This is a genomic window from Gordonia sp. DT101 (assembly GCF_049844895.1).
Lineage (GTDB): Bacteria > Actinomycetota > Actinomycetes > Mycobacteriales > Mycobacteriaceae > Gordonia.
In genome coordinates, this window is sequence record NZ_JBNCLX010000004.1 from 298890 (window position 1) to 318235 (window position 19346).

Annotated in this window: 20 protein-coding genes; 11 read left to right on the plus strand and 9 right to left on the minus strand. The window is 66.6% G+C overall.

What is annotated here, in order from left to right; genetic code table 11:
- Positions 1–25: 25 nt before the first annotated feature.
- Positions 26–2236 carry a DEAD/DEAH box helicase gene (locus ACLQ3I_RS16225; protein WP_425803206.1) on the minus strand — a complete coding sequence of 737 codons (2211 nt, stop codon included), beginning with the start codon at positions 2234–2236 and terminating at the stop codon, positions 26–28.
- Between the two features lie 122 nt (positions 2237–2358).
- On the opposite strand from ACLQ3I_RS16225, the gene ACLQ3I_RS16230 reads away from it, so the two are divergent.
- The 8 genes from ACLQ3I_RS16230 (at position 2359) to purD (ending at position 11524) form a co-directional block, all read left to right on the plus strand.
- Positions 2359–3642, plus strand: a complete 1284-nt coding sequence (locus ACLQ3I_RS16230) for a glycosyltransferase (RefSeq protein ID WP_425803208.1) — start codon at positions 2359–2361, stop codon at positions 3640–3642.
- Positions 3639–5792 carry a glycosyltransferase family 39 protein gene (locus tag ACLQ3I_RS16235; RefSeq protein WP_425803210.1) on the plus strand — a complete coding sequence of 718 codons (2154 nt, stop codon included), beginning with the start codon at positions 3639–3641 and terminating at the stop codon, positions 5790–5792. Before ACLQ3I_RS16230 ends, ACLQ3I_RS16235 begins: the two co-directional genes overlap by 4 nt.
- Positions 5793–5972: 180 nt before the next feature.
- Positions 5973–7187: a low temperature requirement protein A gene (locus tag ACLQ3I_RS16240; RefSeq protein ID WP_425803574.1), complete on the plus strand. Its 1215-nt coding sequence runs from the start codon at positions 5973–5975 to the stop codon at positions 7185–7187.
- Between the two features lie 138 nt (positions 7188–7325).
- Positions 7326–7631: a hypothetical protein gene (locus tag ACLQ3I_RS16245; protein ID WP_425803212.1), complete on the plus strand. Its 306-nt coding sequence runs from the start codon at positions 7326–7328 to the stop codon at positions 7629–7631.
- A complete protein-coding gene (locus tag ACLQ3I_RS16250) occupies positions 7628–9001 on the plus strand; it encodes a hypothetical protein (RefSeq protein WP_425803214.1) in 1374 nt (457 codons plus the stop codon). The genes ACLQ3I_RS16245 and ACLQ3I_RS16250 overlap by 4 nt, the downstream gene beginning before the upstream one ends.
- A complete protein-coding gene (locus tag ACLQ3I_RS16255; protein ID WP_425803216.1) occupies positions 8992–9828 on the plus strand; it encodes a hypothetical protein in 837 nt (278 codons plus the stop codon). Before ACLQ3I_RS16250 ends, ACLQ3I_RS16255 begins: the two co-directional genes overlap by 10 nt.
- Positions 9821–10207 (plus strand): hypothetical protein, encoded by a 387-nt coding sequence (locus ACLQ3I_RS16260; protein ID WP_425803217.1) that lies wholly within the window; start codon positions 9821–9823, stop codon positions 10205–10207. The genes ACLQ3I_RS16255 and ACLQ3I_RS16260 overlap by 8 nt, the downstream gene beginning before the upstream one ends.
- A 63-nt stretch (positions 10208–10270) precedes the next feature.
- Positions 10271–11524: a phosphoribosylamine--glycine ligase gene (gene purD, locus ACLQ3I_RS16265; protein WP_425803219.1), complete on the plus strand. Its 1254-nt coding sequence runs from the start codon at positions 10271–10273 to the stop codon at positions 11522–11524.
- Positions 11525–11708: 184 nt separating this feature from the next.
- Here the strand turns inward: purD and ACLQ3I_RS16270 are convergent, their stop codons facing one another.
- The 7 genes from ACLQ3I_RS16270 to ACLQ3I_RS16300 form a co-directional block, all read right to left on the minus strand.
- On the minus strand, positions 11709–12665 hold the full coding sequence (locus ACLQ3I_RS16270; RefSeq protein ID WP_425803221.1) for an alpha/beta hydrolase-fold protein: 957 nt from the start codon (positions 12663–12665) through the stop codon (positions 11709–11711).
- A 152-nt stretch (positions 12666–12817) separates the two neighbouring features.
- Positions 12818–13618 carry an ABC transporter permease gene (locus tag ACLQ3I_RS16275; RefSeq protein WP_425803224.1) on the minus strand — a complete coding sequence of 267 codons (801 nt, stop codon included), beginning with the start codon at positions 13616–13618 and terminating at the stop codon, positions 12818–12820.
- Positions 13618–14601, minus strand: coding sequence for an ABC transporter ATP-binding protein (locus ACLQ3I_RS16280; protein ID WP_425803226.1), 984 nt, complete (start codon positions 14599–14601; stop codon positions 13618–13620). The genes ACLQ3I_RS16275 and ACLQ3I_RS16280 overlap by 1 nt, the downstream gene beginning before the upstream one ends.
- The gene (locus ACLQ3I_RS16285; protein WP_425789946.1) at positions 14598–15128 is read right to left on the minus strand and encodes a GbsR/MarR family transcriptional regulator; all 531 of its coding nucleotides are present in this window, start codon (positions 15126–15128) and stop codon (positions 14598–14600) included. Before ACLQ3I_RS16285 ends, ACLQ3I_RS16280 begins: the two co-directional genes overlap by 4 nt.
- A gap of 98 nt (positions 15129–15226) precedes the next feature.
- Positions 15227–15625 carry a DUF302 domain-containing protein gene (locus ACLQ3I_RS16290; protein WP_425789945.1) on the minus strand — a complete coding sequence of 133 codons (399 nt, stop codon included), beginning with the start codon at positions 15623–15625 and terminating at the stop codon, positions 15227–15229.
- 25 nt (positions 15626–15650) lie between these two features.
- Positions 15651–15920 (minus strand): metal-sensitive transcriptional regulator, encoded by a 270-nt coding sequence (locus tag ACLQ3I_RS16295; RefSeq protein ID WP_425789943.1) that lies wholly within the window; start codon positions 15918–15920, stop codon positions 15651–15653.
- 127 nt (positions 15921–16047) lie between these two features.
- On the minus strand, positions 16048–16614 hold the full coding sequence (locus ACLQ3I_RS16300) for a TetR family transcriptional regulator (RefSeq protein WP_425803228.1): 567 nt from the start codon (positions 16612–16614) through the stop codon (positions 16048–16050).
- A gap of 117 nt (positions 16615–16731) precedes the next feature.
- Here ACLQ3I_RS16300 and ACLQ3I_RS16305 point away from each other — a divergent pair, with 117 nt between their 5' ends.
- Positions 16732–17637 (plus strand): SDR family oxidoreductase, encoded by a 906-nt coding sequence (locus tag ACLQ3I_RS16305; protein ID WP_425803230.1) that lies wholly within the window; start codon positions 16732–16734, stop codon positions 17635–17637.
- 33 nt (positions 17638–17670) lie between these two features.
- Here ACLQ3I_RS16305 and ACLQ3I_RS16310 read toward each other — a convergent pair whose 3' ends face one another.
- Positions 17671–18144, minus strand: a complete 474-nt coding sequence (locus tag ACLQ3I_RS16310; RefSeq protein ID WP_425789937.1) for a nucleoside deaminase — start codon at positions 18142–18144, stop codon at positions 17671–17673.
- 152 nt (positions 18145–18296) lie between these two features.
- On the opposite strand from ACLQ3I_RS16310, the gene ACLQ3I_RS16315 reads away from it, so the two are divergent.
- Complete coding sequence (locus ACLQ3I_RS16315) at positions 18297–18890, plus strand: TetR/AcrR family transcriptional regulator (protein ID WP_425789935.1); 594 nt, start codon at positions 18297–18299, stop codon at positions 18888–18890.
- 116 nt (positions 18891–19006) lie between these two features.
- Positions 19007–19342 (plus strand): hypothetical protein, encoded by a 336-nt coding sequence (locus ACLQ3I_RS16320; protein WP_425789933.1) that lies wholly within the window; start codon positions 19007–19009, stop codon positions 19340–19342.
- Positions 19343–19346 lie beyond the last annotated feature (4 nt).

The window sequence follows — 19346 nt, forward strand, 5'->3', positions numbered from 1 at the left end:
CGCGGATTGTTGCTACGTCCTCGGGCTACACCGTGCGATGGATGAGCAGCGGGAGGACGGTGTCGGCGCCTGCCTCGCGCAGCGCCGCGGCCGCGAGGGTGATCGGCCACCCCGACGACGTCTCGTCGACGACCAGCAATACGTTCTGACCTGTGACGTCGGGCATCTCGCCGAGATGATCACGCCAGTACACCGCTTCGGTGGCTCCGGTCGCGTCGCGGCCCGGGCCGTGTTGATTCGGCCCGCTCGCTGCGCTCCCGGCGCCGTGTTGATTCGGCCCGCTCGCTGCGCTCCCGGCGCCGTGTTGATTCGGCCCGCTCGCTGCGCTCCCGGCGCCGTCGCCTGACCTCACCGGGACGGTCAGCCGAGGTCGTCGCCCGACCTCGCAGAGGTGATCGGCGACCTTGTCGGCGAGCACGGTCCCGGTCAGCCGCAGGGACGCGATGACGTCCGGCCGGATACCGCTCTCGCGCACCCACGACGACAACGTGGCCACGGCGGCATCACCGAGATCTGTCAGCGCCTGCCCATCACCGCGCCGAGCGGCGGCGAGCAGATCGGTCCATTCCGGGGCGTCGGCGTGCGCCAGGACGCGTCCAGGCTCGGCGGCAAGGCCGGCGGGAATGCGGCCGCGGGTCCCGAATGCGCCGCCCGGCCACATCTTTCGCGGTTCCAGGGTCAGCGCGGATCGGCGGAGCGACCCGGTGATCGTGCGGACGAGTTCCGGTGACACCTCCGACGACAACGGCTCGGTGAGCTTGCCGCGACACACCGAGCAGCGACCACACGGTTCTGCGGCCGGATCGTCGAGCGACGACGTCAACAGCTGCATGAGGCATTCGCGGCCCGCCACGTAGGCGCGCATGATGTCGGCCTCGCGGCGCCGGACGGCCAACACCCCGTCGTAGTGCTCCTGGTCGTAGGTCCAGGGCCTGCCGGTCGACTCCCAGCCGTCGGGACCGCGTTCGGTCGCACCGTCGACGGCGAGCTGCTTCAACATCAATTCGACTCGGCCCCTGCGGAATCCGGTCGAAGATTCCAGCTGCGGCACCGACACCGGGCCGTCGGCGGCACCCAGTGTGTCGAGCAGAACCTGCATCCGATCCGGGTCCGGGATGGTCGCGGTGGCGAAATGCTCCCAGATCGCGTCGTCGGCCCGCGAGGCCAGCAGCATCACCACCGCGTCGTCGAGCGCACGGCCGGCGCGACCGACCTGCTGGTAGTAAGAGACCGGTGACGGCGGAGAACCGACGTGCACCACGAACCCGAGATCCGGTTTGTCGTAGCCCATGCCCAGTGCCGACGTCGCCACCAGGGCCTTGACCTCGTTGCGCAGCAAGGCATCCTCGAGTCGATGACGACTGTCGCCGTCCAGTTGCCCGGTGTAGGCGGCGATCGGGTAGTCGGCGCCGTGTACCGCACGAATCGCATCCACCAGCCGGTCGGCATCCGCGACCGTGAGCACGTAGACGATGCCCGACCCGGGCAGGCTCGGCAGATACTGTGCCACCCAGCCGTATCGTTCGATCGGCGACAGGTCGTCGATCACGTTGAGGTGCAGTGATTTCCGCGCCAACGAACCGCGTAGCACGAGGGTATCGTCCCCCAGCTGCGCCGCCACGTCCTCGGTCACCCGCGCATTCGCGGTCGCGGTGGTCGCGAGCACCGGCGTCTGCGGATTCAGCGTCTGCAACACATCCGATACCCGGCGATAGTCGGGCCGGAAGTCGTGACCCCAGTCCGAGATCGCATGCGCCTCGTCGATCACCAGCAGGCCCAGCTGACCGGCCAGCGCGTCCAGCACACGCCGTCCGAACCCGGGATTGGCCAGCCGTTCCGGCGAGACGAGCAAGACGTCGAGCTCACCCGACCGAAGCTCACCCTCGACCGCCGACCACTCGTCGAAGTTCGACGAGTTCAACGTCGCGGCCCGCAGCCCGGCCCGTTCGGCCGCGCTGACCTGATCGCGCATCAACGAGAGCAGCGGAGACACGATCAGGGTCGGCCCGCCGCCACCTTCTCGGCGGATCGCGGTCGCAGACCAGTAGACCGCCGACTTCCCCCAGCCGGTCGCCTGCACCACCAGGACTCGTGCGGCGGGAGTCACCAGCGCCGACACCGCCGTCAGCTGGTCGTCGCGCAGGTGCGCGCCGGGCCCGGCGAGACTCTCGATCACCCGGTCGGCGGCCTCCCGCTGCTCGGTGGACAGGGCGGCCGATGTGGATGAAGAGGACATGACGCCAACCTATCGGGCCGCGGTGACACCGGCACGTCGTCGTCCACAGGCTCGAAATCGCTCACAGGAACCTGACAGCGTCGACGCAGAGTGGGTGAAGTTTGACACCCGATTCTTGGATCATGACAACAGACGCCCTCCCGATGGCCGCCTCGCCGTCGACGATCGTCGCCGACAGTTCGACGCCGGCGCCCGTCCTCGACATCGTCGTGCCGGTCTACAACGAACAGGCCGACATCGCCGGTTCGGTCCGTCGCCTGCGCGACCATCTCCGCACCCATGTGCCCTACCCGTCGCGCATCACCGTCGCCGACAACGCCAGCACCGACTCCACGCTGGCGATCGCCGCTCAGCTCGCCGGCGAGATCGACGGAGTGCGCGTGGTGCATCTCGATCAGAAGGGTCGCGGGCGTGCCCTCAACGCGGTGTGGCGGGCCAGCGATGCCGAGATCGTCGCCTACTGCGACGTCGACCTCTCCACCGACCTCAATGCGTTGATGCCCCTGATCGCGCCGCTCATCTCCGGGCACTCCGACATCGCCATCGGCACGAGGCTCTCGCGGGCGTCGCGGGTGGTCCGGGGTCCGAAGCGCGAGTTCATCTCCCGTTCCTACAACCTGATCCTGCGGACCACGATGCGTGCGAAGTTCTCCGACGCGCAGTGCGGGTTCAAGGCGATGCGCACCGGGATCGCCCGGCAGGTGCTGCCGTACGTCGAGGACACCGGCTGGTTCTTCGACACCGAGCTCCTGGTGCTCGCCGAGCGGATCGGGCTGCGGATCGCCGAGGTCCCGGTCGACTGGGTCGACGATCCGAACAGCACGGTCGACATCGTGTCGACCGCCGTCGCAGACCTGAAGGGCTGCGCCCGCGTCGGGTATGCGCTGACCACCGGACGGTTGCCCATCGCCGAACTGCGCGACACGATCGGACGGGACCGGGCTCCCGGTCCGCAGCTCGAGGGTGTGCCGTTCGGCCTGGTCGGCCAGTTGGCCCGGTTCTGCGTCATCGGCGTCGCGTCCACCATCGCCTACGCGGTGCTCTACCTGTTGCTGCACTCGTTCCTGGGAGCGCAGGTGTCGAACTTCGTCGCGTTGGCCGTCACCGCGGTGCTCAACACCGCGGCCAACCGTCGCTTCAGCTTCGGCATAGAGGGTCGGGAGGGCGCCGTCCGGCACCAGTTGTTCGGACTCGGGGTCTTCGTGTTCGGCTGGCTGGTCACCTCGGGAGCCCTGGTCGCGCTCCACGCCTTCGCCCCCGAATCCACGAAGCATCTGGAACTGGTGGTGCTCGTGGTCGCCAACCTGGTCGCCACGATGACCCGCTTCGTCGGGCTACGGTGGGTCTTCCGCGGACACCTGGCCGCAGCCAACCCCAAACCCATCGCCGAAGGGGCAGCCGAATGAGTACTGTCGTCGACAGTCCCGCATCCGCCTCCGTTCCGCCCGACGCTCCCGCGTCCGGGCGGAACGCCCATGTGTGGCAGCGTGTCTCGCTCGCGCTGCTGCTCGTCGGCACCGGGGTGCTCTACATCGTGAACCTGTCGGCCAACGGCTGGGCGAACTCATTCTACTCGGCGGCCATCCAGGCCGGATCCGAATCCTGGAAGGCCTGGTTCTTCGGGTCGTCGGACATGGCCAACTCCATCACCGTCGACAAACCCCCCGCCGCACTGTGGATTCCGGGGATCTCGGTGCGGATCTTCGGGCTCAACTCGTGGTCGATCCTGATCCCCGAGGCCCTGATGGGTGTCGCGTCGGTCGCGCTTCTCTACGTCATCACCAAGAAGTACTTCGGGCATTGGGCCGGCATCCTGGCCGGTGCGACGCTGGCGGTCACACCTGTCGCGGCGCTCATGTTCCGCTTCGACAACCCGGAGGCATTGCTGATCCTGCTGATGGTCGCGGCCGTCTGGGCGACTCTCAAGGCCGTCGAGGACGGCCGGCTCCGGTGGATGATCCTGACCGGTGTGTTCATCGGGTTCGGCTTCCTCACCAAGCAACTACAGGTGATGCTGATCGTGCCGCCGCTGGCGATCACGTATCTCGCGTTCGGACAACACTCCTGGGTGAAGCGCCTCGGGCATCTCTTCGCGGCGCTGGGCGCGATGATCGTCAGTGCCGGGTGGTGGATTCTCACCGTCGAACTGTGGCCGGTGTCGTCGCGCCCGTGGATCGGTGGCTCGCAGAACAATTCGATTCTCGAACTCACCTTCGGTTACAACGGTTTCGGGCGACTCAGCGGCAACGAGACCGGCAGTGTCGTCCCCGGCGGCGGGCGCGGAGACGGCGCCGGTGCCGGCCTGAACGCCTACGCGGGCGCGATGGGCGGGCCGCCCGGCGGCGGCCCGGGTGGTGGTCCCGGCGGAGGCGGCGGCATGTGGGGTGAGACGGGGTGGCTCCGGATGTTCGAGCCGGCCCAGGGCGGTCAGATCGCGTGGCTGATCCCGACCGGCCTGGTGCTGGCCATCGCCGCGCTGTTCGTGATCGGCAAGGCCCGCCGCACCGACCTGCGGCGCGCCTATCTCGTCGTGTGGGGACTGTGGCTGCTGGTCACCATGATGGTGTTCAGCTTCATGGCGGGTATCTTCCACAGCTACTACACCGCTGCGCTGGCACCGGCGGTCGCGGCGGTGGTGGCCGGCGGCGCCGCGGTGTGCTGGTCGGCCCGTGATCGGCTCTGGGTGCGCGTCGTGCTCGCCGCCGCGGTGTGGATCGCGGCGATCTGGGGCTTCGCGCTGCTCGCTCGGTCGCCCGAATTCGTGCCGTGGTTGCGCTGGATGGTGCTGATCGTGGGCATCGTCGGCGGTGCCGCGATGCTGGTCGCGCATCGGCCGTACCTGTCGGCACTGGCGGTGATCACCGCGCTCGCCGCGGCACTCGCCGGCCCCGTCGCCTACACGATCGACACGGTGTCGACACCCAAAGAGGGGTCGATCATCTCGGCCGGCCCGCGCGTCAGCGGTGAATTCGGTCCCGGTGGCGGTGGACCGGGCGGTCACCATCGGTGGGGTGCGATGCGCGGCGGCATGCAGGCCGGCGGCGGGGGTGCGCCGGGCATGATGCCCGGTGGCGCGGCGAACAGGCCCGGCGGGATGCCGGGAGGCGGCGGCATGGGCATGCCGGGCGCTATGGCGGGCCCCGGCGGCATGGGCGCCGAGGGCGGACCCGGCGGCATGGGCGGACCCGGCGGCCTGCTGAACGGCTCGAAGCCGAGCGAAGAACTCGTCGCGATGCTGCGGACCGACGCCGACCAGTTCACCTGGGTGGCCGCGGCGGTCGGCTCGAACGAGGCGTCGGGTTATCAGCTCGAGTCCGGTCACTCGGTGATGCCGATCGGCGGGTTCAACGGCACGGATCCGTCGCCGACCCTCGAGCAGTTCCAGAAGCTGGTGGCAGAGAAGAAGATCCACTACTTCATCGGGGGTGGGCGCGGTTTCGGCAGCTCGGACACGACGCAACCGTCCGCCCAGATCGCCGCGTGGGTGCAGGAGAACTACACCGCGACGACGGTCGATGGCACCACGGTGTACGACCTGACGGCGGCGCCGGACTGACCCTGACCCGACAGCGCCGCTGATGGACCTCACCCGTCGTCGGAGACCTCTGTCCCGCAGAAGGTCTCTGACGGTGGGTGAGGTCTCTGCGTCCACGCGGTGCGCACGTCGCCCGATGCGCCCCCAAATGTCGTTAGAGTTCCGATCGTGAGCTTCACGATCGGACACCCCATACGGCGGATGACCGGACGCGACCCCCATGAGGAGGGCCGCGCCGCCACCAGTCTCGAGCTGTTCTACGACCTGGTCTTCGTGGTCGCCTTCTCCACAGCGGGGACGCAGGTCGCCCATCAGCTCGCCGAGGGGCACTATCAGGTCGCCATCTTCGGCTACCTGCTGTGCACGTTCGCGGCGATCTGGGCGTGGATCAACTTCGCCTGGTTCGCTTCGGCATTCGACACCGACGACTGGTTCTTTCGTCTGGTGACCCTGGTCCAGATGATCGGCGTCGCCATCATCGCGCTCGGCATCCCGCCGATCTTCGAGTCACTCGGCCATCACGAGCACGTCGACAACCGGGTCCTGGTCATCGGATACATCGTGATGCGCGTCGGGATGGTCGCGCAGTGGCTGCGTGTCGCGGTGCAGAGCGAGCAGCATCGGCGCGTAGCTCTGATCTACGCCGCGATGACCCTGCTCGCACAGATCGGGTGGGTCGGCGTGCTGATCGCCGACATGCGGCCGCTGGCGACCCTGTTCGCGATGATCGGCTGCATCCTGGTCGAACTCCTCGGGCCCTACCTCGGCGAGCGCAAAGGCGGTGGAACACCCTGGCATCCCCATCACATCGCCGAGCGCTACTCGTTGCTGACGATCATCACCCTCGGCGAGGGTGTGGTCGGCACGGTTGCGGTCCTCGGGGCGCTCATCGAGGTCGAGGGTTGGTCCGTGGAGACAGCGGTTCTCGGCCTGGCCGCCATGGGTGTCACCTTCGCGATGTGGTGGATGTACTTCATCATCCCGGTCGGCGATGCGCTACATGCGCATCGGGAGAAGAGCTTCGTCTGGGGGTACGGGCACATCGTGATCTTCATGGCTGCCGCCGCGGTCGGAGCCGGTCTGCATGTCGCGGCCCTCTACATCGAGCACGAGGCCCACATCGGCCCGGGTGCGGTGGTCGCCACGCTCGCCGTGCCGCTGGGGATCTACTGTGTCGGTCTGCTCGCGCTGTACGACTACCTGCTTCCGTTCGACCCGCTGAGCGTGATCCTCGCCCTGGGAGCGGGCATCTGCCTCGTCGCCGGTGTCTGGCTCGCCGCCGCCGGAGTGTCGGTGGTGGTCGCGGTGGTCGTGACGACCCTGGCGCCCGTGCTGATCGTCGTCATCGACGAGGTCATGGGTGTGCCGAGACGTGCCGAGGTGTTGGCGTCGATGGGGGTCGAGGTGGTTCAGTGAGCGGATCCGCGGCAGGGCGTCATTTGGTCGGCGTACTTCCAGCGCACCCGACTGCGGCCGGCCTGGATCTCGACGCCGTCGCCTGAATCAGAGACGAGAATCTGGGCCGACGCCATTGATATGACAAGCGGGGGAATCATGGGTGATTTGTGGGTCGATCGGGGGATCTTGCGCGCGTTCGCAGGGTGCGTGGACGAGTGTGCGTCGACGATCGAATCGTCAGATCTGCCCGCCACATTTGGCCGACTGGCAGCGTTGATGCCCGGCTCATCGACAGCCTTTGTTGCTGCAGCGGCGGACCCCGTGCTGCAGAAGTCTGTTGACGAGATGGCAGCGGGGTACCACTCGATGGGCTCGGCCGTCCGCGTCGGCGCTGACACCTATCAGGCGCGCGACGACGAACTGGCAAGCGAGCTGGATGCGATAGTTCCGGAATCGCGATGATCCCGAATCGATCAACACTGGCATCGTGGCGGGTCGACGGGTTGCTCGCGGCAGGCGATGAGATTGCCAAAGCTGGGAAGCGCATCAGTGCAACCTCGTGGGATGCGGGAGCCAGGTTGCTGAAGCTGACAAACGCCAAGGAGTGGTCGGGATCTGCAGCCACGGCGGCCAACGACGCTTTCAGTCGAGCGGACACGGTTGGTAGCCATTTTGATTTGCTGGGCGAAACGACAAACGAATCCGTCCAGCAGGGATCGAGCAGCTTGACTGTGTCCAAACACGCGATAGACCGGCTCGTGGCGACGATCGAGTCAGGCCCGTTATATGTTGACAACGAGTGGGTGGTCTTGCTCCGCCCTCAGGCTATGTCGCGTGCGATGGCACGACTCATGGCGCTTGCCGCACAAGGGTTTCAAGACCAACTCAATCCATTGGTCACGGCAGTGGGGCGCGCAGATCATGACTTGGCGATTGAGCTGTCGAAACATCTGGAAGGTGTCTCGCTGTGGCTCAGCGCCGCAGATCTCGAGAGCACCGCTGCTCCGAGAGACCAAGTGATCGATCCGTCCACAACCGAGGGTGGCGATCACCAGAGACTCGTTCGGTCGGTGACGATGTCGGAGACCGTGGCCGAGAAGACGGTCTCCGACGAAGGTGGCAAGAGAATCACAACGGTCACCATGCAGGATGGCACGACTCAAGTGTTCACCCATTGGGAGAAATACGACGCCCAGTGGCGTACTTTGCCAAGCGGAGTGCAGATGCCCGTTTTTGGCGGGCCTCCGAACGGGGTGCCTGCCGACCAGGTCGAGATGTTTGACTCCGACGGACAAAGGATCTCCACCTTCACCTCGTGGCACGGCGGATACGATCTCGGCATCCGGAGCGACAAGGGTTGGGTAAACATCGCTCGCGGAAGCGGCGGTGAGACACTGGTTTTCGAGAATGGGCGCAGTGACAATTCCCGAAAGGTGCCTGACTTCTTTTCCCATCCATATCTAGCAACCGTTGGAGGTGGGCTTTCGGCGCTTGAAACCGGCGCCAAAGAGGGCGGTGTGATTCCGCATGTCAGCCAAGATGCTGTGGCGAATATTCATGCTGGTGCAAAGTTCGCCGGGCCTGCTCTGACGCTGGCGACTGCCGCCTACGATGTCATGGCGGCACAAGACGCGCATGACCGGTGCGTGGCAGGAGTGTCGGCCGGCGTGGGTGCGGTCGGTGGATACGCGTCGGGGGCCCTGGCCGCTGCCGGCGGAACAGCGCTCGCCGGGCCCGCGGGCGCGGCGGCCGGCGCTGCGACAGGATCTACCTTCGGTGGCTTTTACTTCGGATACGTGGGCTCCAGAATCGGTGAAGCGGTGTGCAATTGACGGGCGAAAACCTGCGAGTCGCCCGTTATCCGGTGCCGACATCAGAACTCGGCGCGACTGATTGGCGGACCATTCTGTCCGCCGGATTTGTCATACCGGTGATACTCGGTGTCGGGGTATGGCTGACGGTCGGGGGTCTCTTCAAGGGCGACTATTACCGATGTGCGCTCGGTGTGTGCGCGATGATCTCGTTCTCCGCGCTGGGTGTCCAACTGTTCGAAGTGTCCAGACGGTGCACTGTGCCAACTCCGGACATGGGCAGTGTGAGCGTGGATGGCCGAGGCGTCGCAATTCGTGTATATCGTCCAATGGTGATCTCCGGTTCGTTGGCGATGGGATTCATGGGGCTGGGCTCTATCATGCTCGGACTCGGTCTGAGGACCGGATGGGGTCAGCTCGCTCCGACGGCAGGGCAAGTGCTGATCTTTTCTATTGTGTTGCTACCGTTCGGATTTGCTCTGCTGGTTATTGTCCTCACGGCGATGATCCGATCGATGGGCGAGGCTGTCCTCATTACTTCCCGAGCTATCAGGGTTATGGGTGTGTTCAGCAGTTTCGAGATCGATTGGGCGAGTGTTGACCGTGTTGTGATCCCCCATCGCGCCGGATCGTCGAGGCGGGGGTATATCGAGGTTGTGCGTAAGCACGTCGGTTCCCGTATGGTTCGCGCGGATCGGTTGGGCCTCGGGTTGCCCGCGATGTTCTGGCTCCTTGACTTCTATTCGCGAAACCCAGAACTTCGGGAGGAGCTCGCCGACCAGCGAGTTCTGGGACGACTTCGCGACGGCAGTCTCATCGATCGCCCAGGCTGGATCAGTCGTGCGTGACGAGATCCGTGGATTGCCCCGCGAGTATCTGTGTTTGCTGCGTTACTTGTCTCAGGACCCGGAAATGGTTGGGAACTTCCCCGCGGGGGCGATCGAGGAGATCGCAAGGAAGATCGCCGGTGACCAGGCGCCCGCCGACCCAATCGACATGTCGTACCAGCGGTGCTGCGCGGATCGAATTGCACGAAACCGTGAGATCGAGCGCCGAGTCCAGAACTCCGTAGATGAATGGTTTGCAGAGCCGCACAACTCAGTGGGCAGGATCCACGGCACGCCCAGATCGGTGTACGCAGATATCCGTGCATACGAAGAGCATGCGTTTCTCGCTGAACTGACAGAATGGCGGCGTCGGCACCCGCACGTGCCATTCGACGTCTGAGTTGAAGCGAATGATCAAGGACGGGTTCGATGACGGTGCCACCGGGGAACTAGAGTCGACACCGTGCGCGTACTCGTGATCGGCTCGGGCGGCCGCGAACATGCCCTGCTCATCGGACTGTCGGCGGACCCGTCGGTGACCGCCCTGCATGTCGCGCCCGGCAATGCCGGGACCTCCGCGATCGCCACCAATCACGACGTCGACGTCGCGGCCGCAGAGGCGGTGGTGGCGCTGGCGACGAGCATCGCTGCCGACCTCGTGGTCATCGGCCCGGAGGTGCCACTGGTCCTCGGAATCGCGGATGCGTTGCGCGACGCCGGTTTCGCCACCTTCGGCCCGGGTGCGGAGGCGGCTCAGATCGAGGGATCGAAGGCTTTCGCCAAGGACGTCATGGCGGCCGCGGGGGTGCGGACCGCGCACAGCGAGATCGTCGACAACCCGGCCAAGCTCGATGCGGCCCTCAACCGATTCGGCCCGACCTGGGTGGTCAAGGACGACGGACTGGCGGCCGGCAAAGGCGTAGTGGTGACCACCGATCGGCTGACCGCGCGCGACCATGCGGCCGAACTACTGGAGAATGGCCATCCGGTCCTGTTGGAGAGCTTCCTCGACGGCCCCGAGGTGTCGCTCTTCTCTCTGGTGGATGGAGACACGGTGGTGCCACTCATCCCCGCGCAAGACCACAAGCGGGTCGGCGACGACGACGCCGGGCCCAACACCGGCGGGATGGGCGCGTACACGCCGCTGCCGTGGCTGCCCGACGAGGTGACCCAGCAGATCGTCGACGACGTGGTGAAGCCCGTCGCCGCGGAACTCGCCAAGCGTGGGACCCCGTTCTCCGGTCTGCTCTATGCCGGCCTGGCGATCGGCAAGGATGGCCCGGCCGTCGTCGAGTTCAACTGCCGGTTCGGTGATCCCGAGACCCAAGCCGTCCTCGCATTGCTGAAATCCCCACTGGGGCAGGCGCTCAACGCGACCGCCACCGGAGCGCTGGACAAGTTGCCGCCGCTGGAATGGGCCGATGGTGCCGCCGTGACGGTGGTCGTCGCGGCCGAGAACTACCCGGGTAAGCCGCGCACCGGCGACGTGATCGCCGGCGCCGAGGGCGACGGGGTGCTGCACGCGGGTACCGCGCGCAACGATGATGGCGCGGTGGTCTCCGCCGGCGGGCGGGTACTCGCCGTCGTCGGGACGGGTGCCGACCTCGCCGAGGCCCGCGCTCAGGCCTACGATCGCATCGCGAACATCAAACTCCCCGGCTCGCACTACCGCACCGACATCGGGAAAGCCGCCCTCGACGGCCGCATCACCCTCTGACCCACCCAACTCTCCCTCCCACCCCAGCCCCCTTCCCGCCAGCCGCGACGGTTCCCGTCATCCGCGACGGCATTCAGGGGGCGCGGATGACGGAAACCGTCGCGGCTGGCGGGGCGGGGCTGGGGTGGGAGGTGCGCGCGGGGGTGCGGAGTGAGGGTGCGGGAGGGGGAGTGGGGGTGTGCGGTTACCGGGCGAGGTTGCGGCCGAGGAACTCGACCTGTTCGGGGAGCGCGCTGCGCCAGTAGCGATTGGTATGCCCGCCCGCAGACGTGCCGAACGCCGCCGGCGGATGGAGTCCGGCCGCCCATTGACGCGTGTAGGTGAAGAACTGGTCGGACGAACCGATATCGATCAGCAGGGGGATCCTGGCGAACGCGGCCTGCTGGCCGAAGAGAGAATTGGCCTGGTAGTCCTCGAGCGAGTCGAAGGCGCGGGGCGGATAGTTGCGCGGGTCTGCCCACAACGCCGGAGAACACACGGCGACGGCGGCCACGCGTGGAGCTCCCAGGAGCGCGGCCAGCCGCAACGCGCCGTATCCGCCCATGGACCAGCCGAACAGTCCGATTCGCTCGGTCGACAGATCGAGTTGCGGGTTCGACGCCAGCATCGGCAGGAATTCGTCGAGGATCATCGCCGCAGCATCGGTGCCGTCGGCGCGGGGGTGATAGTAGTTGCGCGCGGCGTCGGCAGCGGCCAGCGCGAACGGTGCATTGCCGGCGTCCACGTACTTCTGCAGCACGTTCTGCATCTCGAGCTTCGAGGAGAAAATGGACTTCTCGTTCGTGTTCAGCGCGTGCAGCACGACGACGACGGGGAGTCGGCCCGAGACACCGCTCGGCCGGGCGACGGCCCATCGGGTCTGCCGTCCGCCCATCTTCGCCGAGACGAAACTGCCGGTGACCAGCGGGGGGCCGCTCGCAATATTTTGTGGGCTGGTCTCCGACGGCAGCTCGTCGTCGGCGGCGCGAGTCTCCAGCTTGCGGGGCTGGACCTTGGTGGGTTGCTCACCTGAGCACGCCGCGAGGCCGCCGATCAGGGCGGCACCGAAGCCCCCGGCCAGCACCGAACGCCGAGTGACCCGGCCGAGACGGAGCTCGGTCGGGTCAGTCGGACGTCTCGGTGAGTCGCGTTGGGGCTTCATCGACTCCACAGATTACTGGTGCGGGGCGACCGGATCGAAACACGCCGGATCCGCCACGCCGAGGTGTGTGACGGATGTGGCGCAACAAGACTCGGTGATGCGTACTGCCCCGGGTGATGCGCATCACCCGGGGCAGTTGCGTCGCATCCGGATCAGGCGACGCGACGACGGTCGTAGGTCCGGAGAGCGGCAACGCAGCAGACGGCGGCGATCCCGAAGCTCCACGCCAGCGCGGCGACGGCGGTGCCGGTTCCGATCGCGGTGCCGGTGAGCAGGCCGCGCAGGGTCTCCGCGACCGGCGTGAACGGCTGATACTCCGCGAACTGACGCAGACCGGGTGGCATCGACTCGGTCGGCACGAAGCCGCTACCCAGGAATGGCAGCAGGGTAAGGAACATCGGGGTGTTGCTGGCGGTCTCCACACTCTTCGCCGAGAGCCCGAGATACACCGCGAGCCAGATCAACGCCACCGAGAAGAGGGTCAGCAGGCCGAATGCTGCCAGCCACTCGACCACTGTCCCCGACGGGCGGAAGCCCAGCGCGAGGGCGACGGCGAGTACCACGACCAGACTGGCCAGGGTCTGGAGCAGGCTCCCGATCACGTGCCCGGTGAGCACCGACGACCGACTGATGGCCATCGTCCGGAACCGGGCGATGATCCCGGAGGTCATGTCCATGGCAACGGAGATCGATGTGCCCTGCACCGCCGCTGCGACCGTGATCAGCAGGACGCCGGGTACCACGTAATCGAGGTAGGCGGCGCGTCCTGTGTTGCCCGATGGCGTGACCATGTCGGCGCCCAACTGCCCGCCGAACACATAGACGAACAGCAACAGGAACACGACCGGCATGCCGATGAGCAGCACCGTCATCGACGGGTAGCGGATGATGCGACGCAGACTACGGCGCAACATCGTCGTCGAGTCCTCGACGGCGTAGGTGAGCGTGGACATCAGGCGGCTCCTTCGTGCGGGGTGGGTGCGTCATCGGCTCGCGGTTCGGCGCGGCCCGTCAAGGCGAAGAAGACGTCGTCGAGGCTGGCGGTGTGCACCGAGACGTCGATGAGGTCGAGCTGCTCGGATTCGATGCGCCCCAGTGCTTCTCGTAGGGAACGGACGGTGTCGTCGGTGGACAGGTCCAGTCGGCGTGCGGTGGGAACGGCGGCGGCGTCGGCAAACACTGTCTGAGCGCGGTGGAAGGTCTCGTCGTCGGCGAAGACCAGGTGGATCGACGATCCGGGGACGAGGCCCTTCAGCTCGGACGGCGTCCCCTGGGCGACGATCGAGCCCTGGTCGAGGACGGCGACGCGGTCGGCGAGACGATCGGCCTCTTCGAGGTATTGCGTCGTCAAGAAGACCGTCACCCCGTTGCGCGCCAACCCGCTGATGGTGTCCCACAAGGTCCGCCGGCTGCGCGGGTCGAGTCCGGTGGTCGGCTCGTCGAGGAAGATCACCTCCGGTGTCGACACCAGGGTCATGGCGAGATCGAGGCGTCGGCGCATGCCGCCGGAGTAGGTGGACACCGCGCGGTCGGCGGCGTCCACCAGGTCGAATTCGGCGAGCAGTTCATCGACGCGGGCACGGCCGGGGCCGCGGCCGAGATGATTCAGATCGGCCATCAGCTGCAGGTTCTCGCGTCCGGTCAGCAGGTCGTCGAGGGCGGCGAACTGCCCGGTGACGCCGATGACGGATCGGATGCCATTGGGGTTGTCGGCCAGGTCGTGGCCGCCGACGACGACACGTCCGGCATCGGCGTCTATCAGGGTCGACAGAATGTTCACCGTCGTCGTCTTGCCCGACCCGTTGGGCCCCAGCAGCGCGAAGACCTCGCCCCGCGGGATCGTCAGGTCGAGCCCGTCGAGGACGACCTTGTCGTCGTAGCGTTTCACGAGTCCCCGGGCCTCGATCGCCGTGTCGTGCACACTTCGTGGATTCATTTCCGGTCTCCGTCCTCGTCGGATGTGCTGTCGGCGTTCGGGTCGTAGAGGTCACCCGACATGACCAGAGCTGCCCGGTGTTTCTTCCATTCCTCGTAGAGCGCAGGAATCCGGTCGACGAGGAAGTCGGCGAGCGCCGCTGTCTCGGACAGCGCTGCTCGACGTTCTGCGGGCGCGTCCCCGACGATCTCGAGGCCTTCGCGGGCGAGGTCGGCCAACTCCTCGTACTCGGTCATGTCGAAACCCAGCGATCGCGGTGTGGACAGGTCGATGGCGATGCGGTCCATACGTTCGCCTGCCGTCCGGGTGCGTTTGACGACGCCGAGGTTCTCGAGGTTCTCGATGGCGCCGGTGATCGCGCTGCGGCTGGCGAGCAGTGCCTCGCTCAGTTCGGCGATGCTCTGTCCCGGCGCGTCGCATACGGACAGATAGCCGATGACCCGTCCGACCATGGGCGGAAAGCTGAATCGTCGTGCGTAGTAGCGGGCCATGTGGTCGGCGAAGGTGAGCTGTGCGTCATCGGGCATGAACCAACTATGCACCGATGACTGAGATAACACAAATTTGTGTCATTTCAGTCATCGGTGCACTCGTCAGGCGGACCTGCGCGGAAGTCGGGTCTCGGTCAGCTGGTCAGTGCCGCGATGGCGGCCTGCAATTTCTCCGCTGCGGCGGCGGCGACGTCCCCCAGGCCCGGTGCATCGGTGACCTGGACCATGATGTCGGGGTTCATCGCCTCGACGATTACGGTGCCCGCGTTGTCGGTGTCGTCGCGGACGACGACGTTGCACGGCAGGAGCAGCCCGATCTGCCGGTCGACGTCGAGGGCACCATGGGCCAGGGACGGGTTGCATGCGCCGAGGATGAGGTACTTCTCCATGTCGGCGTCGAGCTTCTGCTTGAGGGTGGCCGTCACGTCGATCTCGGTGAGAACGCCGAATCCCTGTTCGGCCAGTGCATCTCGTGTTCGGGAGACTGCGTCGTCGAAGGTGGTGGTGAGGGTTGTCGAGTATCCGAGCTGCATGAGCATTCCTTTTCGATGGCGGTTGTCAGGCGAGTGCGAGAAACAGCTTCTCGAGCTGCTCCTCGGTCATCGGTTCGCTGTTCCCGGCGTCCTCGCCGGTCAGGCACTCCCGCAGGCCGGTCGCCACGATCTTGAAGCCGGCGCGATCGAGCGCACGAGACACGGCAGCGAGTTGGGTGACCACATCCTTGCAGTCGCGGCCCTGTTCGATCATCGAGATCACGCCGGCCAACTGGCCGTGTGCGCGGCGTAAACGGTTGAGTACCACCGTGATCGATTCCTCATCGCCGACCATGCGTCCGCCCCTTCAGCTGCTGTGCGCGATACCCGCAGGGGTATCCTCATTCGAGGATACCCCTGGGGGTATAGGTCGGCAAGCAAGCGTCCGGACCGCAGGGTGTCGACCTGGCGGTGGTGAGGGGTCAGTGTGCTGCGACGTCTCGCATCTCGTCGAGACAGGTGCGGATCAGGTCTGCCAGCGAGCGGTCGTTGGCTCGGTCGATCCAGCTGCCGAAGGCCACCTTGAATGCGGCGACGGCCATCTCGGCCGCGAGTCGGGCCGCGATATCGGGGGTGTCCCGGGATTCCAGAGAGTCACGGATGGCATCGACGAGCGACGCCATCTTGAGCAGCTCGCGCTCCTGGAGTTCTGGGTTCGCGTCGATCACGGATTGTCGCTGTCTGGCGAAAGGTAGTCTGCCGGAGAAGAATTCGGTGGCGGCGTGCACAAGGGCGTGCTCGGCGGCCTCAAGTGGCCGCTCCTCGGCGGGTGATGTGGAAAGGTGCTCGGTGATGGTGAGCTCCAGTGACTTCCCGCCATCGAAGAGCACTTCGCGCTTCTCGCCGAACTGACGGTAGAAGGTTCGTTCGGTCACGCCGGCCCGTGACGAGATGTCGGCGACCGAGGTCTGATCGAAGCCCTTCTCCACGAACAGGGTCAACGCCGCCCGCTGCAGCCGCTCGCGTGAGCCCGTCGGCCATCGTCCCATGCGTCCGAGGATACGTGATGACACAACCTGACATCAGGCGTAGAGTCAGTGATGTCAGAACATGACATCACGGCACGTGGGTCACGAACTCACGAAACGAGGGCCTAGGAGGGTCTCATGCGGGTATTCATCACCGGCGCGTCCGGGCACATCGGATCTGCGGTCATCCCGGAGTTGTTGCAGGCCGGGCACCAGGTCGTCGGCCTCGCGCGCTCGGATGCCGCTGCCGCCGCGGTGGCCGAACAGGGCGCCGTCGTTCGTCGCGGCGACCTCGACGACCTCGAGGGTCTGGCCGACGCCGCACGCGACGCCGACGGGGTCATTCACCTGGCGTTCAAGCACGACGCGATGGCAGCGGGGGACCTGGCGTCGGCGGCGGCCGCGGACCTGGCGGCTCTCGACGCACTGGGGAACGCGCTGATCGGAACGGGCAAGCCGCTGGTCGGGACATCGGGAACCGCGATGATCCCGATGATGGGCGTCACCGGCCGGCCGGGAACGGAGTCGGATGCGTTCGACGGCGGCTATCGCATCGACGCCGAGAATGCACTCGTCGGCTTGGCGGAACGCGGCGTCAGGTCGTCGGTTCTCCGGCTGCCGCCATCGGTGCACAGCGATCTCGACCACCACGGTTTCGTGCCGTCGCTGATCGGATTCGCGCGCGAGAACGGGTTTTCCGGATATCCGGGTACCGGGGACAACCGCTGGCCGGCCGTCCACACCCGCGATGCCGCACGTCTTTATCGGCTCGCGCTGGAGGGTGCCCCGGCGGGGACTCGGTTGCACGCGGTGGGCGATGAGGGTGTCCCGTTCCGGGAGATCGCCGAAGCCATCGGTCGCGGTGCCGGAATTCCTACGCGCACAGTGAGATCCGAGGACAACGAAGAGGTGTTCCGGTTCCTGGCCGCCTTCGTCTCGGTGGACAACCCGACATCGGCGGCGATCACCCGCGAACTGATGGACTGGAAGCCGGAACTGCCCGGCCTGATCGAGGACCTCGATGCGGGGCACTACTTCGCCTAGAGCGTGTCTCCTCCGATTCGGAGCTGCCTCACATCACGATGCTCGCCAGAATCCCGCATGGACCTCACGTGCGGCCGGGATGTCGAACGGGCCGCGTACCGAGGTCGGGCGGGCGCCGCGTGCGAACACCTCCCGGCACGGCAGGTCCAGCGACGGGTTCTTGGGGTCGTCGCCGGTCATCGACCGTAGATCGGCCTCACTCAGCGCGAACACGACTGTCGGGATCGAGGCCCAATAGATCGCGCCGGCACACATCGCACATGGTTCGGTACTGGTGTACAGGGTCATCGAGCGCCGCTCGTCGGAGGTGAATCGGCGGCCGGCGGCACGCACCAGGTTCGTCTCGGCGTGGGCCGTCGGATCGTCGTCGGTCTCGATACTGTTCTGTGCGGTCAGGATCACCTCGCCGGTGGTGTCGGTGAGCAACGCCCCGAACGGGTGGTCGCCGCGGGCGCGGGCGGCGGCGGCGAGATCGATCGCGTGGTGGAGGAGTGCATCGTCGTCCATCAGGCCATCGTCCCAGGGAGCGGTGCGGGCGGCGCATGTTCAAGCCTCCGGCAGCGTCCACCCGTTCGTCCGGCGTTCTCGAATTCGTTGACCGCGTTACGGCTTTTGCCAAAGCAACCCGTGGCAGGTTACGCCTTTGGCAGCATGATTCCATGACGTCGGCGGCAACCCCGAAGGGACTGCGACGGCGGTCCCGACTGATCGAGGCCGCCGGCGAGTTGCTGCTCGACGGCGGATTCGATGCGGTCCGTCATCGGGCCGTCGCCGACCGTGCGAAGTTGCCGCTCGCCTCGACCACTTACTACTTCGGGTCGCTGGAGGATCTGATGGCGGAGGCGGCCGCCTATGTGTGCCGCAACGACGAAGAGTGCATCGCCGCGCGCCGCGATGCCCTACCGCGACGACGACGCGGTGGGCAGGCAACCGCCGACGCGCTCGCCGAGGTCTTCATCGGGCCCGACACGACCATCCAGACACTCGCCGCGCGGTACGAGACCATCGCTCTGGCGGCACGGTATCCGCGGTTGCGTGAGGTGGTGATCGACCGCCGGGTCCTACTGGCAGAGATGCATTCGGACGTTCTGCAGAAATCATTCCGGCTGGCCGAGCCGATGCACGTCCGTCAACTGATCGCCGTGGAGGATGGCGCCGTCGTCGGTGCGCTCGGTCAGCGGCAGGTCAGCCCGTATGCCGCCGCACGGGAAGCGCTGCACGAGGTCATCGACGTCCTCGCGCCGCGGGAATGACGATCGAAGCCACCAGTGGAGAGGGAGCCGTGTCGACGCAGCACACAGTGAGGCGACGCAGGAAGACTGTGCTGTCCGGGGCTCTCGCAACGGGTCTCGCGACAATCGGGTTGACGATGGTGTCACCGGGGTCGGCCGGGGCCGTCCCGGTCGGCAAGATCGACGCGGGCGTACCGTTCTCGTCGGTGGTGTACGGCACCGGATGTCTTTACGACCTGACCGTCGACGTCAACGCGTCGGGACCCGTCACCTTCTGGGAACGCAAGCAGGGGTACCCGGAGCGGTTCATCGGTGCCGCGCAGGCCGACGGGGCCATCGCGACGATCCGATGGGTGCCCCGACGGATCGGCGATCGCTTGCTGTACGCCAAACAGGCCGGGGTTCAGGGGCCGGTCGCGGTGATGCGTGTGCACCAGGGATACGGCTCCGGATGGGCGTGTTTCGCGCTCTGACCTG

What these genes read in the sequence shown, in the direction of transcription:
- ACLQ3I_RS16310 (WP_425789937.1), bottom strand. Translation starts at nt 18,144, where the DNA reads ATGGACGACGATGCACTCCTCCACCACGCGATCGATCTCGCCGCCGCC.
- ACLQ3I_RS16295 (WP_425789943.1), bottom strand. Translation starts at nt 15,920, where the DNA reads ATGGTCGGCGATGAGGAATCGATCACGGTGGTACTCAACCGTTTACGC.
- ACLQ3I_RS16225 (WP_425803206.1), bottom strand. Translation starts at nt 2,236, where the DNA reads ATGTCCTCTTCATCCACATCGGCCGCCCTGTCCACCGAGCAGCGGGAG.
- ACLQ3I_RS16320 (WP_425789933.1), top strand. Translation starts at nt 19,007, where the DNA reads ATGGTGTCACCGGGGTCGGCCGGGGCCGTCCCGGTCGGCAAGATCGAC.
- ACLQ3I_RS16270 (WP_425803221.1), bottom strand. Translation starts at nt 12,665, where the DNA reads ATGAAGCCCCAACGCGACTCACCGAGACGTCCGACTGACCCGACCGAG.
- ACLQ3I_RS16305 (WP_425803230.1), top strand. Translation starts at nt 16,732, where the DNA reads ATGCGGGTATTCATCACCGGCGCGTCCGGGCACATCGGATCTGCGGTC.
- ACLQ3I_RS16315 (WP_425789935.1), top strand. Translation starts at nt 18,297, where the DNA reads ATGACGTCGGCGGCAACCCCGAAGGGACTGCGACGGCGGTCCCGACTG.
- ACLQ3I_RS16230 (WP_425803208.1), top strand. Translation starts at nt 2,359, where the DNA reads ATGACAACAGACGCCCTCCCGATGGCCGCCTCGCCGTCGACGATCGTC.
- ACLQ3I_RS16285 (WP_425789946.1), bottom strand. Translation starts at nt 15,128, where the DNA reads ATGCCCGATGACGCACAGCTCACCTTCGCCGACCACATGGCCCGCTAC.
- ACLQ3I_RS16240 (WP_425803574.1), top strand. Translation starts at nt 5,973, where the DNA reads ATGACCGGACGCGACCCCCATGAGGAGGGCCGCGCCGCCACCAGTCTC.
- ACLQ3I_RS16245 (WP_425803212.1), top strand. Translation starts at nt 7,326, where the DNA reads ATGGGTGATTTGTGGGTCGATCGGGGGATCTTGCGCGCGTTCGCAGGG.
- ACLQ3I_RS16250 (WP_425803214.1), top strand. Translation starts at nt 7,628, where the DNA reads ATGATCCCGAATCGATCAACACTGGCATCGTGGCGGGTCGACGGGTTG.
- ACLQ3I_RS16300 (WP_425803228.1), bottom strand. Translation starts at nt 16,614, where the DNA reads ATGGGACGATGGCCGACGGGCTCACGCGAGCGGCTGCAGCGGGCGGCG.
- ACLQ3I_RS16235 (WP_425803210.1), top strand. Translation starts at nt 3,639, where the DNA reads ATGAGTACTGTCGTCGACAGTCCCGCATCCGCCTCCGTTCCGCCCGAC.
- ACLQ3I_RS16290 (WP_425789945.1), bottom strand. Translation starts at nt 15,625, where the DNA reads ATGCAGCTCGGATACTCGACAACCCTCACCACCACCTTCGACGACGCA.
- ACLQ3I_RS16275 (WP_425803224.1), bottom strand. Translation starts at nt 13,618, where the DNA reads ATGTCCACGCTCACCTACGCCGTCGAGGACTCGACGACGATGTTGCGC.
- ACLQ3I_RS16280 (WP_425803226.1), bottom strand. Translation starts at nt 14,601, where the DNA reads ATGAATCCACGAAGTGTGCACGACACGGCGATCGAGGCCCGGGGACTC.